This is a genomic window from Bacteroides sp. 14(A), assembly GCF_000526555.1.
In the GTDB taxonomy this organism is placed as follows: Bacteria; Bacteroidota; Bacteroidia; order Bacteroidales; family Bacteroidaceae; genus Bacteroides; species Bacteroides cellulosilyticus.
The window spans coordinates 1-15,724 of record NZ_JAGH01000004.1 but is presented as its reverse complement, the minus strand read 5'-3'; the positions used below and the strand labels follow the sequence as shown (position 1 = coordinate 15,724).

General features: G+C 44.0%; 11 protein-coding genes. 7 read left to right on the top strand and 4 right to left on the bottom strand.

The window, feature by feature from the left end:
* Window positions 1-17 precede the first annotated feature (17 nt).
* From K429_RS0119010 to K429_RS0119000, 3 genes are all read right to left on the bottom strand, one after another.
* Window positions 18-341, bottom strand: coding sequence for a HigA family addiction module antitoxin (locus K429_RS0119010; RefSeq protein ID WP_007215523.1), 324 nt, complete (start codon window positions 339-341; stop codon window positions 18-20).
* 7 nt (window positions 342-348) lie between these two features.
* Window positions 349-669 (bottom strand): type II toxin-antitoxin system RelE/ParE family toxin, encoded by a 321-nt coding sequence (locus tag K429_RS0119005; RefSeq protein WP_007215522.1) that lies wholly within the window; start codon window positions 667-669, stop codon window positions 349-351.
* An 87-nt stretch (window positions 670-756) separates the two neighbouring features.
* The gene (locus K429_RS0119000) at window positions 757-3,576 is read right to left on the bottom strand and encodes a glycoside hydrolase (RefSeq protein ID WP_029327705.1); all 2,820 of its coding nucleotides are present in this window, start codon (window positions 3,574-3,576) and stop codon (window positions 757-759) included.
* Window positions 3,577-3,992: 416 nt separating this feature from the next.
* Between K429_RS0119000 and K429_RS0118995 the strand changes: the two genes are divergently transcribed.
* From K429_RS0118995 to K429_RS0118965, 7 genes are all read left to right on the top strand, one after another.
* On the top strand, window positions 3,993-5,249 hold the full coding sequence (locus K429_RS0118995) for a nucleoside permease (protein WP_007212810.1): 1,257 nt from the start codon (window positions 3,993-3,995) through the stop codon (window positions 5,247-5,249).
* A gap of 42 nt (window positions 5,250-5,291) precedes the next feature.
* On the top strand, window positions 5,292-5,891 hold the full coding sequence (locus K429_RS0118990; protein ID WP_007212809.1) for a bifunctional nuclease family protein: 600 nt from the start codon (window positions 5,292-5,294) through the stop codon (window positions 5,889-5,891).
* Between the two features lie 7 nt (window positions 5,892-5,898).
* Window positions 5,899-6,597 (top strand): 16S rRNA (uracil(1498)-N(3))-methyltransferase, encoded by a 699-nt coding sequence (locus K429_RS0118985; RefSeq protein WP_007215519.1) that lies wholly within the window; start codon window positions 5,899-5,901, stop codon window positions 6,595-6,597.
* Between the two features lie 24 nt (window positions 6,598-6,621).
* Window positions 6,622-8,172, top strand: a complete 1,551-nt coding sequence (locus K429_RS0118980) for a DUF4836 family protein (RefSeq protein WP_007212807.1) — start codon at window positions 6,622-6,624, stop codon at window positions 8,170-8,172.
* Between the two features lie 12 nt (window positions 8,173-8,184).
* Entirely contained in the window at window positions 8,185-8,829 is a 645-nt protein-coding gene (locus tag K429_RS0118975; protein ID WP_007215518.1) for an ATP-binding cassette domain-containing protein, read from the top strand.
* A 264-nt stretch (window positions 8,830-9,093) separates the two neighbouring features.
* The gene (locus K429_RS0118970; protein WP_007215517.1) at window positions 9,094-10,299 is read left to right on the top strand and encodes a hypothetical protein; all 1,206 of its coding nucleotides are present in this window, start codon (window positions 9,094-9,096) and stop codon (window positions 10,297-10,299) included.
* A gap of 72 nt (window positions 10,300-10,371) precedes the next feature.
* A complete protein-coding gene (locus K429_RS0118965; RefSeq protein WP_029327703.1) occupies window positions 10,372-12,303 on the top strand; it encodes a biosynthetic peptidoglycan transglycosylase in 1,932 nt (643 codons plus the stop codon).
* A 158-nt stretch (window positions 12,304-12,461) separates the two neighbouring features.
* On the opposite strand, the gene K429_RS0118960 is transcribed toward K429_RS0118965, so the two are convergent.
* Window positions 12,462-15,724: hybrid sensor histidine kinase/response regulator transcription factor (locus K429_RS0118960; protein ID WP_029327701.1), on the bottom strand; the 3,263-nt coding region annotated here is incomplete at its 5' end.

Here is a 15,724-nt window from a genome sequence, read left to right as displayed (position 1 = left end):
TAATACAGTTGTGTGCATCAAAGGAACGATGCACACAACTTACGTACTTCATTCCAGCGATCTTGCGTGCGCTGATCGGCACGCGCCACCTGCATATTATATCGCGTCTGCATATTGAGCAACATCTCAGGATCAAGCCCCAAAGCTGCTTCAAAAAGCAAAGCAAGTTCCGTATTAACCGGGCGCTTACCGTTCAGCACCTCATTCAACTGTGAATACGAAATTCCCATCTGGCGTGCCAAGGCGCGCTGAGAAATCTTCCGGTATTCAACTTCGTCTTTTAATATTTCACCGGGATGCGTAGGGCAAAACGGAGTGAGTTCATTTGCAAGCATAGTCATACTCTACTTATTTATAATGGTTAGACAATTCTATAACATTACATATACTTATAATCGTTTCAGCATCTGCTACAACTCTCACAGTAAACTCTATGCGGTATTTTGAAGTTACCCGTATTGAAGAAAGCCCTTCCTTGTCTCCCACCAAAATCTCATAATTCAAAGAGTTGTGCTTATATAAGGATTCAGCATTCTTCGATGCAATCAGTGTATCAATACACCTTTTATATCGTTTTATCACATCCGGCTGAAAACGATGTTTCTTATCACTACATTTACCGGAAACATAGAGTTCCTTGAGATATTCTTTATCAAATGTAACTAACATAAGCAGTAGTTTGTTCGTTGCAAAGATAGAGATTTAAAACAAAATGTTCACTAAATTGCGAACATTTTATTTTCAGAACTCTTCGTTCTATTCCCCTCCTACTGTATAATCCGACTCATTCTTCACCCCAATAATCTGTCTTTGATTGATATCGGTATGGAAGAGTGCGTCCAGTTCTTTCCAGGCCAACTGTTCGGTAGGGTGAAAAGCATCAGACTTCATATACCGAAGCAAGGATGTACGAAACTGATTGCCTTCAGGTGTCCCTGCAATGGCTTGCAGATCGGTCATGCAAACTAACAGCTTTCCCTTTCCTACAGCAAATTCAAAGACCAGTCCCAGTTTATGGTTGCGCTCAATGTTATCGACCACCTGAATAAGCGGACGATACTCACCACGGGTTGCATTCAGTATCATGGGACGGGAATTACGGGTAATACTCCACCATTGCCAATCACTGTGACATTCAGTCGGAAAGTATTTCAATAACGGATGTCCGGGATCAGTCAATATGGAAAGTGTACCGGGAGAAACTTCTTTTCCGGCATTTTCCGAAATAGTCTTAAACATAGAGTAATTCCAGTAATCAGGGGTAAACATTCCTCCAACACTCTGTGCTACGATACTATCATGATCGGGGATCAACAGAACGGACGCTCCGCTTTCCAACCTTTTTCGCAGATCATCGTTCAGGAAAGAAGCCACATGAACAGAACCTTCCGACTCGGCAGTTTCATCAGGATATACCCAAAGATGATAATAGTTGCGATACTTACCGGTGGTCAATGTCAGTGTCAGGCGTTGGGCTTCTTTCAGTCCGGAAAGTGAAAGATCAATACTGCCCGCCTTTCCTACTTTGCCCTGAGGAATGGAGGCCATGAGTACTCCATCACGTTTCCATACCCCATTATCAGATACTAAACTCCAGCGAACAGGCTCATTCCAATCGCCTTCCACATAATTAGAAAGAGCAACATCTATGTGAAGCGGCTGAGTATTCAGCCAACAATGATCCTTCATCAATGCCAAAGAAACAAGAGGTGCACAGAAACCATAAAAAGTTTCGGGGGCAACGATACCTTTACTATCCATAAAAGCATCCAGAATCCCCACTAATGCGGAACCTTGTCCGGGATAATCCTGCAAATCGAGCAACTGGAAGCCACCAAAACCGGGAGTACGGAAAGCATATTCCATATCTGCCTTGTAACATTCAATGGAAAAGTGTCCGGTAGCCTGGTGAAAAGTTTTTGCCTGAGAAGAAAGATGGTTCTCTTTCAAACGATCACGAAAAATCTCAAGATTATAAGGATGAAGCACCCCGGTATATTTCTCTATCTGACCGTAATCGGGATAGATTTGAAACTGACAGTTTTCATGCCCCACTACAGGACGGGGACAGTGCGCAATGGCACCGGAATAGTCTTTATCCGTAGCCGGACGCGTATTATTCAAAATACCACCCTTCTCAGCATCTACGTACGCAAAGGAAGTACGTACATGAGTCGTATATCCGTCTCCACCACCTACACGGCAGGTCACAAAGAAATCTTCTCCATCCTGCGGACCTTTCCAACCAAGGTTATTATTGGAACCGAAGCAATACAAATGACGATTATCCCGATTGCGGAAATCATCGAGCCATTCACGCACCACATCTATCTCCGCATCCAGTTCATTACCCAAACCCAGCATCATAAATGAAGGATGATTCCCAAAGTGTTCTAACAACATATCCCCTTCCCTTTTCAGAAAATCGTTCAGGACCGTATTTTCACGCTTGATATACCCCCACAAAGGCAACTCAATCTGATAATAGATACCTTCTATATCGGCAGCCTCCAGCGCAGCACGCGGCGGAGTGAAAGAATGACAGCGATAATGATTAATACCGTATTGTTTAGCCACGCGGAATACACGTTGCCAGGACGCTACATCCATCGGACCGTAACCGGTCAGGGGAAAAACACAGGCATCATGTTTCCCACGCAAAAAAGTTTTATAACCATTTATCACAAATTGCGTACCCTCCACTTCAAACTTGCGCATACCGAAATCTACCATTCGGCTATCCCGGTTTTTCCCGGCACGGAGCGTAATGTTCAGTTTGTAAAGTGCGGGATGAAATTCACTCCACAGTAATGGTTTATCACCCATATTCACAGGAAGCTCAATCCGATTTCGTCCTTTCTTCAATCGCACGGCAAGTTGCTGGGGAGACAAGGTATGTGTTTCAGAAGTATTCCAGGCATATCCATCGACATCCAGTATCGCTTTTCCGTCTTTGTCCGCATCGACTTCCACTATAACTAATGCTTGTTTCTTATCCACTTCCGGATATACCTGCACCGACTGGATATAAGAAACCGGAACTGCTTCGATATAAAATTCTCCCAGAATGCCGTTCCAATTCGTTTGCGTAGCATCTGTCCAGGCATGAGAGCCCTGTATTTCTTTAGGGACAGAAGTCGGTGAATTATCGATCCTGATTTTCAGCTGATGCTTCCCTACTGCCAGGGCAGGCAGCTCATACCGGTGAGGCGCATACAGATGACCATAGCTACCGATACTGTCACCATCTACCCACACAGTACTTGGTTTGGTACGCTCCATCATCAAAAACAGTTTCTTACCCCGGAAACTCTCAGGGATATTTATTTCACGGGTATAAATCACTTTACCACTATAAGGATAGAGACGTGTTAACTGATACGTCACCAGCGTATCCCGGTTCCTTTCACTCAGTCGGTTTTCATCTGTCGTACCAGGCAGGCGACAGGTACCTAAAGAACTCTCCCACTCTCCCGCTAACTGGATTTGCTCCCGCAAAGAAGTGTAACCTTGTGCAGTAATCTGTGCCATCATGCTCATACATAACGCAGCAGTCAATAAGATTCTGTTTTTCATCATTTCTCGATTTATGAAGCAAAGGTAAGCAAGGGATAGAAGATTAACTAATACTATCTTTGCCAAAAATGCACTTTACTCTCTCATAAATGGGACAAAAGCTACCCTATAATCTAAAAGATGTTAAACCAAAGAAGAAAATTAGTAAAACGTTATGTTGTATAACATAAAACCTCTACATTTGCACTGTGTTTTTCATGGTATTAGATTTAAGGTTAATAAAGATTGGCTGTCTGGGATAGATAGCCTTCTTTTTTTTATATACCTCTTAGCCATTCCGCTTTTCATCATCTATTCTTCACCTTTCTTCACTTTTATGCGCTTTTTATTAATTAACTTGCTCACGCAATCAACGAAAATATTATATTTGCATCTATTATTTAATGTGAAAAGAAAACACACAAATTAGAAAAGTCATGAGTATAAAAGTTCGTTTGATTATCATGAACTTCCTGCAATTCTTCGTATGGGGGTCATGGTTAATTTCATTAGGAGGTTACATGGGTAGAGAACTACACTTCGAAGGAGGCCAAATCGGCGCAATCTTCGCAACCATGGGCATTGCCTCTCTAATTATGCCCGGCATCATTGGTATCATTGCCGATAAATGGTTCAATGCTGAACGTTTATACGGACTTTGCCACATCATAGGAGCCGCATGCCTTTTCTATGCCTCTACCGCTACGGGATATGACCAGATGTATTGGGCAATGTTACTCAATTTATTGGTATATATGCCTACTTTATCACTGGCCAATACAGTTTCATACAATTCACTTGAACAATATAAGTGTGATCTGATCAAGGATTTTCCACCCATTCGCGTATGGGGAACCATTGGATTTATCTGTGCGATGTGGGCAGTAGACCTTACCGGATTCAAGAATTCAAGCGCCCAACTTTATGTAGGTGGTGCATCTGCATTAATGCTGGGCCTGTATGCTTTCACCCTGCCGGCATGTAAACCTGCCAAGACCGGAAACAAATCACTGCTTTCTTCTTTAGGGCTGGATGCATTTGTATTATTCAAAAGAAAGAAAATGGCTATTTTCTTCTTGTTTTCCATGCTTCTGGGAGCAGCGTTACAGATTACCAATACGTATGGTGACCTTTTCCTAGGTAGTTTTGCCAGTATTCCGGAATACGCAGATTCCTTTGGCGTGAAACATTCGGTTATCCTGCTATCCATCTCACAAATGTCCGAAACATTGTTTATTCTTGCCATACCTTTCTTCCTGAGACATTTCGGAATCAAGCAGGTAATGCTGATTAGTATGTTTGCATGGGTATTCCGGTTCGGATTGTTCGGCTTTGGAGATCCGGGATCCGGTTTGTGGATGTTAATCCTATCCATGATCGTTTATGGCATGGCATTCGATTTCTTCAACATTTCGGGTTCGTTGTTTGTTGAACAAGAAACCAGTTCCAATATCCGCGCCAGTGCCCAAGGATTATTCTTTATGATGACCAACGGTTTGGGCGCCATTATTGGAGGATACGCCAGCGGTGCCGTAGTAGATGCTTTCTCAGTATACGCCGACGGCAAACTGGTAAGTCGTGAGTGGCCTGAGATTTGGCTTATTTTTGCTGCTTACGCACTGGTCATCGGTATATTGTTCGCCTTGGTGTTCAAGTACAAGCACCGACCGGAAGAAGCAGTAAATAAAAAGTAAGTAAGCAAGTGGTTGGCAGTTGCCGCCACTCGGAAAAAGATTATGGATAAAAAGAAAAAAATAGAACTGGAAGTACTAAACATCTCCAACAGTCAGGAACAGGCAGGAGCTTATGCCCTCGTATTGGGAGAAGTGGACGGTGCCCGTCAATTACCGGTTATCATCGGTGCGGCAGAAGCACAAGCGATGTTAATCAGCCTGAAGGGAATTGTTCCGCCACGCCCGTTGACCCACAACCTTTTCGCTTCATGTCTGGAAGTATTAGGGGTAAACATGATGCGTGCCCTTATCTACAGGGTAGACAACGGTGTATTCTATTCTTATATCTATCTGAAAGCAGACGATGCTATCATTCGTATGGACGCCCGTACATCAGATGCAGTCGCAATGGCTTTACGGATGAAAGCTCCGATCTTTATCTACGAAGAAATTCTGGAGTCGGAACAACTTAAAACCGGAAAGGAAAGCGAAGCGGGAAGCATAGCTCCCATGGGAGAGAATCCTTCTCCACACGAAGATGAATTCTTCCATGGAGATACAATGGAAATGCTGCAAAAAGCTTTGCAGGAAGCTATAGCCAATGAGAATTACGAACGCGCCGCCCACATCAGGGATGAAATTTCCAAACGAAAAGAACAGTAATAAACTTATGCACGTATTCTATACACCCGACATACAAACCCGTGCCGAACTTCCCGAAGAAGAAGCCCAGCACTGTGTCCGCGTACTGCGCCTTAATATCGGTGATCAGATTACGCTGACGGACGGTAAAGGTAATTTCTATCGCGCAGAAATCAGTGCCGCCACCAATAAACGTTGCATGGTAAACATCCTGGAAACCATTTATCAGGAACCTTTATGGAACGGGCATCTGCACATTGCAATGGCCCCTACCAAGAATATGGACCGTACAGAATGGTTTGCAGAAAAAGCGACTGAGATAGGCTTCGATGAACTGACTTTCCTGAACTGTCGTTTCTCTGAACGGAAAGTCATCAAAACAGAGCGTATCAGCAAGATTTTGGTATCTGCCATCAAACAATCCCTCAAAGCACGTTTGCCACAACTGAACGAGATGACGGATTTCAATAAGTTCATCACACAGCCCTTCAAAGGGCAAAAGTTCATTGCGCACTGTTACGAAGGAGAAAAGCCGCTGCTGAAAGATGTGTTCCGCAAAGGAGAAGACGCACTGGTATTGATAGGTCCGGAAGGGGATTTCAGTGAAAAAGAAGTACAAAAGGCTATAGAAAACGGCTTTACTCCCATCAGTCTGGGTAAGTCGAGGCTACGCACAGAGACGGCTGCTCTGGTGGCTTGCCATACACTGAACTTGCAAAATCAATGATAATCACATTTTAATAAGAATTGTATGAAGAAAAGTTTGTTTCCCCGTTTGGCGTTGATGGCTGTAGTGGTAGCTCTTGTCAGCGCATGTTCCGAGAAGAAGTTCGAATATACGAATGTTATTCCTGCCAATGCCTCTACGGTAGTCAGTATCAACATGAAATCATTGGTTGATAAAGCAGGGCTCAATGACAAGGAGAACAAAGAAGCGCAGCAAAAGCTGACGGATGCTATGAAGAGTGGCATGAATGCCGCAACATTCCAACAAGTGGAAATGATTATGAAAGATCCGAAGAAATCGGGAATCGACGTATCGGCACCTTTATACGTTTTCAATACTGAGACATTTCCCACTACTGTAATTGCAAAAGTCAGCAACGAGGACGACCTGCACGCGCTGCTGGAAACATTAGAGAAAGAGAAAGTTTGTCAGCCCCTGGCAAGTGGAGATGGCTTTCAGTTCACGCAAATGGGTAATCAGGTATTCATGGCATACACTCCTTCAGTACTTATGCTAACTAATTACAAAGGTACTACCCAACTTGAAAAAATCAAGCAAGATATTCCTGCACTGCTGAAACAGACCAATGAAAACAGTATTGTTTCAACTGCCGTTTTCAAGAAAATGCAGAAAATGGGTGGGGATATCGATGCTATGCTCTCTCCGGCAAGTCTGATAGGTCCTTACGCCAATATGATCAAAGAAAGTGATATGCCTTTTAACATGAAGGATCTGAAGATGTTGGGAAGTCTTTCTTTCGAAAAAGGTAAGATCAGCATGAAATATGAAAACTTCACTGAAAGTCCTGAACTGCAAGCCTTGTTCGATAAGCAAAAGAAAGCAACCTGCCCCATAGAGAATACTTTCCTGAAATATTTCCCGAAATCGACTCTGATGTATATCAGCGCAGGTATCAACGGAGAGGAATTCTATAACCTGCTACTGGAGAACGAGCAATTCCAAAAGAACTTCTCCATTGCCAAGGCCAATGAAGTAAAAGAGTTGTTCGGCACATTCCAGAAAGATATGGCAATGGGACTGATAAACTTCACAATGGACAATGCTCCCACTTTCCTGATGTACGCCAGCGTAAAGAGTGCGACACCCGTACAATTACTGTATGAAAAGAAGAATGAACTGGGCTTGAAACGTGGAGAAGATATCCTGAAACTGGGTGAGAACGAATATGTATATAAGTCCAGAATGCTGAATATATTCTTTGGTGTCCGCAATAATAGTTTGTATGCTACGAATGACGAGATGTTGTACAAGAGCATAGATAAAACAGTTAATCCTTCAATCAAAGATACCGAATTTGCATCTAATATCAAAGGTAAGAATGGTGCTTTCGTTATTAATACAGAAGCGGTTCTCGCTTTGCCGATTGTGAAAATGCTGTCGGAATACGGTGGTTCACAATATGCAACGGCTTTTGCTCTGGTTGATAAGATAGCTTATGTAGAAGCAACCGGCAATTCCAATAATGATGCAGACATGGTCATTCAGCTGAAAGACAAGAATGTAAATGCATTGAAACAGATCGTAAACTTCATCAAAGGGTTTGCAGGCATCTAATCCCGATAAATAATGGAAATCATTCATCTAAGGCAAACACTTCCCCAAGTGTTTGCCGACCGGGATGCCATCACATCCGACGTGTGGCATCAAGACCTTGTGCTACGAAAAGGAGAGCGTTATCTGATAGAAGCTGCTTCCGGCACAGGTAAATCTTCTCTGTGCAGCTATATCTACGGATATCGTCGCGATTACCAAGGTATTATCAACTTTGATGAACGCAATATCCGCTCGCTCTCCATTCATGAGTGGGTGGAACTGCGAAAACATTCGCTGAGCATGCTGTTCCAGGAGCTGCGCATCTTCCCGGAGCTGACGGCTTTGGAAAACGTTCAGTTGAAGAACCGACTCACCAATTATAAGAAGAAAAAAGAAATCCTTGCGCTTTTTGAAACACTCGGTATCGCTGAGAAAGTAAACGAGAAAGCCGGAAAGTTATCTTTCGGACAACAGCAACGTGTAGCCTTCATCCGTGCCCTCTGCCAACCGTTCGATTTCATCTTTCTGGATGAACCTATCAGCCACCTGGATGATGATAACGGCACACTTATGGGACGCATGCTGACCGAAGAAGCCGAACGGCAAGGCGCAGGAATAATTGTTACTTCCATTGGAAAACATATAGAATTAGAATATAATAAAGTGATGAAACTATAAATGATAATTTAGCGGCGAGGGAATGGGTACGCGGACTACGCGGATAAGGCGGACGAACGCGGACTTTAATCTTTTAGACGCGGATGACACGGATGACGCGGATTTTTAAAGCTGCGCTATACATACCGGCATATCACACCGAAGGAAAAAAGAATCCGCGTCATCCGTGTCATCCGTGTCTGAAAGATTACTTGCACGCCGAAGGAGAACCTTGCTCCAGCGCTACGCTGGTAAATTATCATTTAACAAAAACATATAATTTCAATGAACAAGCTTGTTTGGAAACTTCTTCGCCAGCACATCAGCATCGGACAATTAAGTGGCTTTTTTCTCGCCAACATCTTCGGTATGCTGATTGTACTGTTGAGCGTGCAATTTTATAAGGATGTTCTTCCCGTCTTCACGCAGGGAGACAGTTTCATGAAGAAAGATTATATCATCGCTACCAAAAAGATCAGCACTCTTGGCAGCATTACCGGACAAAGCAATACTTTTTCCAAAGATGAAATCAAAGAACTGGAAGCACAACCTTTTACACGCAGCGTAGGCGCCTTCACACCTACCCTTTTCAAAGTGTCGGCAGGGTTGGGAATGCAACAGGCCGGTATCCGTATTTCTACGGATATGTTTTTTGAATCTGTTCCCGATGCTTTTGTCGATGTCAGCCTGGACAAGTGGCACTTTGATGAAGGTACACAAACCATACCTATCATCATTCCCCGCAATTATCTGAACCTTTACAACTTTGGTTTTGCGCAAAGCCGCAACTTGCCGAAATTATCGGAAGGTGTGATGGGACTGATACAAATGGATATCAACATGCGTGGCAACGGACGTGTAGAACAATACAAAGGAAATATCGTTGGTTTCTCCAACCGGTTGAATACCATCCTTGTTCCTCAATCTTTTATGGAGTGGGCAAATCAGAATTTCGCCCCCGAACGGGAAGCGCAACCCTCCCGCCTCATCGTGGAAGTGAAGAATCCCACAGATACAGCCATCACCGACTACTTCCAACAAAAGAACTATGAAACCGAAGGAGACAATCTGGATGCCGGAAAAACAACCTATTTCCTCCGCCTCATCACAGGCATTGTTTCGGGAGTAGGACTATTTATCAGTATCTTGTCTTTTTATATCCTGATGTTAAGTGTATTCTTGCTGCTTCAGAAGAATACGGCAAAGTTAGAAAACCTGCTATTAATAGGTTACAGTCCTTCTAAAGTCGCATTGCCCTATCATGTATTGACCGTAGGCCTGAATTTACTGGTACTGCTCCTCGCCGTCATTGGTGTAGTCTGGTTAAGATCTTACTACACCGGAGTCCTGCAAACTCTTATTCCACAACTGGAAACAGGCTCTCTTCTGCCCTGTATCCTTGCCGGAAGTATCTTATTTTTAGTGGTATCCGCTTTAAACATCCTCCTGATACGAAAGAAAGTTCTCTCCATCTGGAAAGGAAATAAATGATTACTGTTTTTAGGCTCCAAGAGTAGCAACTTACATTTTTATCCATACCTTTGCGCCCGAAAAGTAAAGAGTATGATAAAACGAAAAATAACCAAAGTAATAGTAGCATGTCTCATGCTGCTATTACTTTTATCAACAGGTATTTTCATCTTCCGGGGAAGCCTACTGCGCCATATCGCAGATAAACGCATTGTCAGACTGGAACAGCGTTACGGGTTAGACATCAGTTACAACAAACTCCACATGAAGGGGTTGAATACGATCTCTATCGACGGACTGAATGTGGTTCCACAGAAAAGAGATACATTGCTTTCCCTTCAATCTCTCAATATCCGTATCGGTCTTTGGAAACTGCTGTGGGGAGATATCAAGATCAAAGAAGTCCGTCTGGACGGACTCTCACTCAATTTCATAAAAAAAGACTCTACAGCCAACTATGATTTCCTTTTCCTGCCCTCTTCCGAAGTAACTGCCTCCAATGAAAGCAATACCAGTACCGATTACACCCGTCGCATCAATACAACATTAAATCTCCTTTTCGGCCTGTTACCCGGAAACGGTGAACTCACCCATCTTACAATCACTGAGCGGAAAGACCGTAATTTCGTCAGTTTCCGTATTCCCCGCTTTGTGATTGACGACTATCATTTCCAATCAGAAATAACAGTTCTGGAAGATAGCCTGAACCAACAATGGAATACCGAAGGAGAATTTAATCCTTCGGAAAGGCGATTGCATGCAACTTTACATGCTCCACAACTAGCTGTTCCTTATATCCACCGCCGATTCGGTGCAGAAGTACAGTTCGACAGTCTGACGTGCAACTTCTCACAGGAAAAAACTAACAACGGGCTTACATGTCTGGTTGGCCAGTCGGAAGTACGGGGATTGCAGGTATATCATAAGCGGTTGTCGCCCGAGACGATCAACCTGGATCGCGGACAACTGGATTTCCACGTAAATGTCAGTCCGCAAGCCGTAGAACTGGACAGTACCAGCCTTGTACGTTTCAATGCACTGACCTTCCATCCTTATTTAAAGGCAGAATGTATCGGAAAAAGTACAGACAAAAAAGAGTGGCATTTTATAGCTTCTGTCCGGAAACCCTGGTTCCCTTCGGAAGAGTTGTTCGGTTCATTGCCCAAAGGACTTTTCGAAAACCTGGAAGGTCTCGGCACTACCGGACAATTAGCTTATCACTTTCTATTGGACGTGGATTTCTCTCAACTGGATAGTTTGAAGTTTGAGTCGGAACTGAAAGAAAAAGATTTCCGTATTCTCCATTATGGAAAAACGGATTTAGGTAAGATGTCCGATGAGTTTATCTATACAGCGTACGAGAACGGACAGCCCGTATACACCTTCCCAGTCGGTCCGTCATGGGAGAATTTCACACCCTTGGACAGTATCTCTCCTCTGCTGCAAATGTCTGTCATGCAGAGTGAGGACGGAGCTTTCTTCTATCACCGGGGATTCCTGCCGGATGCCATGCGAGAAGCTCTGATTCATGACCTGGAAGTTCGCAAGTTTGCCCGCGGAGGTAGCACGATTTCCATGCAATTGGTGAAGAATGTTTTCCTGAACCGTAACAAAAACATTGCCCGCAAACTGGAAGAAGCGCTTATCGTCTGGCTCATCGAAACCGAGCACCTCACTCCGAAGGCACGCATGTACGAAGTTTACCTGAACATAGCGGAATGGGGGCCTATGGTTTACGGCATCCACGAAGCGGCATCTTTCTACTTTAACAAACGCCCCTCACAGTTAAGTTTAGAAGAAAGTATTTTCCTGGCTTCTATCGTTCCTAAACCGAAACACTTCAAAAACTCATTTACGGCAGATGGGCGGCTGCAAGAAAGCCAGGAAGGCTACTTCCGCCTGATTGCGGAAAGATTAGCCAAGAAAGAAGTGATAACCGATGCACAAGCGGCACAGGTAAATATTAATAATGTGGTACTAAAAGGAGTGGCTAAATCAAGTTTCGTCAGTGAAAGTTGGCAATAAAGCAAAACGGGAAAGTAATGAGTTTTCACCACAGAGTAACACAGAGTTTCACGGAGTTCTATTCTTTTGATTTCAAATTGATTAAACTCTGTGAAACTCTGTGTTACTCTGTGGTGAATTAATTCATAACCCATCCATAATAAATAAATTCCTAAAACTTACCCCTGATGTGCCAACATATACTCCTTAGGCGACATCCCATGCACCTCTTTGAAAGAACTGGAGAAATGTGACAGATTCGTATACCCCGTAGCATAAGCTACTTCGGAAACTGTCAGTTTCTTCTCTTTCAGCAGTGCGGCAGCCTGTTGCAAACGGATATTCTTGATAAAATCACGTGCCGAAAGGTTTGTCAGTTCTTTCAGCTTCCGATGTACATGGACGCGACTTAGACCGACATTTGCCGCCAACATCTCTACATTCAGATCCGGATTGGAAAGGTTTTCATTGATAACCTTCATTATCTTGCTCATCAATATCTCATCCGCCGATTTCATGCTCAGCTTCTGCACCTTGTCCTCTTGCTGTTGCGCACCACTGAATTTACTCTTCAGCAGTTTACGGTTAGCAAGCAAGTTGGCAATCGTACTCTTCAGCAGCTCCGTATTGAAAGGCTTCACCATATAAGCATCCGCACCGGTTGCCATTCCCTCCATGGTATCTTCGGGTTTCGACTTGGCAGTCAATAAGATTACAGGCACATGATTGACATTCGTATTCTGCTTAATCTTCCGGCAAAGTGACAGACCATCCATTTCCGGCATCATAATATCGCTGATTACCAAATCAGGAGTATCTGCAAGAATAGTATCATAAGCCTCCCTGCCATTCTTCCGGGTCATTATCCGATAGTCCCCTTCCAATTCTTCTTTCAGATAAGAAAGAATCTCCTCCTCATCTTCCACTATCAATATGCGCATACGGTTCTTTGCCTTACCAATCTTCTTGCCTTCCTCATCCTCTTCACCCTCTTCTTCTTCAAAAACTTCCTCCAAGTCCGTCTTTTCCGGTTTAACCAGCACGGCATGAGGGGTGATGAGTGCTTCCACATCTTCCAGTTCGTCCGTACGCAGATGTGCTGAACCCAAAGGAATACGGATCACGAAACGACTGCCCGGAGCATCTTCCCTGTTCTCTGCCAAGATAATGCCATGATGCAGTTCCACCAATGAACGGGACAAATGCAAACCGATACCCGTACCGAAATTCGATTTCGTCACATCATTATCTATCTGATAGAAACGCTCGAATATGCGCTCTATCTTCTCCCGGTCGAGTCCGATACCACTATCCGTGACCGTTATTTCAAAATACTCCTTCAGAGGATCGCGACGGGTAGCATCGCGCCCGGTAGAAAGCGAAACCGTAATTTCACCCTGCTCCGGTGTATATTTGAAGGCATTGGAGAAGATATTCATCAATATCTTGTCGAAGTTATTCATATCCACCCATACCTTCAACTGCGGCATAGCGTGCTCGAAGCTGAAATGTATCTTCTTCTTCCGCGCCATATAATCAAAGGTAAGCATCACATCATCAATGAAACCAACCATATCCGTTTCACGGAACTTCATGAACATCTGTCCCTTATCCAGTTTACGGATGTCCATCAACTGATTTATCAGACGAAGAATACGTTGTGCATTCCGGTAAATCATCAGATAAGTCTTTTGTACTTCCCCTCCCTTCTTTTCGGCCAACAACTTCTCCAGGGGATTAATGATCAGCGTCATCGGAGTACGTATTTCATGCGAGATGTTGATAAAGAACTGTAGCTTTGCTTCATTCAGTTGTTCGGCATGTTCGCGCTTCATGATTTCACGGCGATGGCGCATACGCGACAGGATGTAATTCACAATGCCCAATACAAGCAAGCCGAGCAGAAAAACATAAATGCAATACGCCCACCACATCTCATACCAAGGCGGAGTAATCAGAATCTTAACCGTACGTATCTCCGAAAGATTGCCGTGACTCAGTGCCCGCACATGGAAAGTATATTTGCCCGGCGGAAGATTATTGTAAGTCACCCTGTTCACACCCGGCTCGGTGCTGAGCCACTGGTTGCTCAATTCCTCAATCTTATACTGATAGGATATCTGCTCCGGATTGTTATACTGCAACGTGGAGAAGATGATACTGAACGTATTATCGTAATGAGCCAGTTGGAACATATTCGCATCCGGCACAGACGTATAGATAACGGTATGCCTTCCCGAACGCGTATTTTTCCGCACAGGCTGGTTGAAGATAAAGAAGTCCGTAATCCAGACCTTGGTGTCTTTCAGCACACTCCCTATGGATAAAGGCTGGAAATAGGTAATACCATTTATACCGCCGAAATAGACTTTTCCCGCCTGATCTTTATAGAATGCGCCGTGCGTGAACTCGTTTCCCTGCAATCCGTCGCCCGCATAATAATTGATGTAACGGTTGTTCTCGACATTATACTTACAGATACCCATATAGGTACTGATCCACATATTATGTTCCTCGTCTTCGCAAATTCCACAGATTACATTATTAGGCAAACCATCCGCCACCGTAAAACAGGTCAGTTCTTCGGTCTTCTTATTGAAGCGATAAAGTCCGTCCGTCGTACCTGCCCAAATATTTCCGGCATGGTCTTCCTGCAAAACATACCCTACCCGGTCTTCAATCAGAGTATTCACATTGCGGTAATTAATGAAACTCTCATTCACCGGATTGAAGCAACTGATCCCTTTATAGTGTCCCAGCCAGATCATTCCCTCACTATCACAGAAGATGTAGTTCACCCAATCATTTGCCAGTTCATTCCGGGTCAGGTCGCCCGACTCATCTTTAGACGACTCATAATGTTTCAACTCCCTTGTCACCAGATTATAGCGGTAGAAACCCGAACCGAAAGTAGCGATATAAAGGTTCTTATGCCGATCTTCCGTAATCGAGAAAATCTTCTCATTGTCCACCGGCAGCGGATATTCACACTCACCGGTTCTCCGGTTTAGTTTTGCCAGTCCCCGGGTGTACGTGCCGAGCCAGAAATCTCCGTTCGTATCCTCGTACATACACATAATCGTATTAGCCATCGAACGCGGGTTATTGCCGGGCTGATAATGCCGCAGCCTCTTTCCTTCCGCATCCAGTTCAAAGATTCCCTCATTGTCCGCCCCTACCCACAGGTGACGGTTACTATCCTGATAGATGGACATTACACATCCTTGTCCGATGGGATTATAATAAATGGACCTGTTGCCATAATACTCAAACGGATTCTCCTGCTTGGGCATCAGTACAATACCTTTCTGAAACAATCCTACCCACAGGTTCTTGTCCCGGTCTTCCATGATAGCGTGTATCTTTCCTTCCGAAAAATCCAGCGGTGCGGAATTGATGCTATAATCCTCTATCTTCCCGGTCATCCGGTTGTAAGTCTTCA

Coding starts and splice junctions, on each gene's coding strand:
- K429_RS0119010 (WP_007215523.1), bottom strand. CDS start 341: ATGACTATGCTTGCAAATGAACTCACTCCGTTTTGCCCTACGCATCCC.
- K429_RS0119005 (WP_007215522.1), bottom strand. CDS start 669: ATGTTAGTTACATTTGATAAAGAATATCTCAAGGAACTCTATGTTTCC.
- K429_RS0119000 (WP_029327705.1), bottom strand. CDS start 3,576: ATGAAAAACAGAATCTTATTGACTGCTGCGTTATGTATGAGCATGATG.
- K429_RS0118995 (WP_007212810.1), top strand. CDS start 3,993: ATGAGTATAAAAGTTCGTTTGATTATCATGAACTTCCTGCAATTCTTC.
- K429_RS0118990 (WP_007212809.1), top strand. CDS start 5,292: ATGGATAAAAAGAAAAAAATAGAACTGGAAGTACTAAACATCTCCAAC.
- K429_RS0118985 (WP_007215519.1), top strand. CDS start 5,899: ATGCACGTATTCTATACACCCGACATACAAACCCGTGCCGAACTTCCC.
- K429_RS0118980 (WP_007212807.1), top strand. CDS start 6,622: ATGAAGAAAAGTTTGTTTCCCCGTTTGGCGTTGATGGCTGTAGTGGTA.
- K429_RS0118975 (WP_007215518.1), top strand. CDS start 8,185: ATGGAAATCATTCATCTAAGGCAAACACTTCCCCAAGTGTTTGCCGAC.
- K429_RS0118970 (WP_007215517.1), top strand. CDS start 9,094: ATGAACAAGCTTGTTTGGAAACTTCTTCGCCAGCACATCAGCATCGGA.
- K429_RS0118965 (WP_029327703.1), top strand. CDS start 10,372: ATGATAAAACGAAAAATAACCAAAGTAATAGTAGCATGTCTCATGCTG.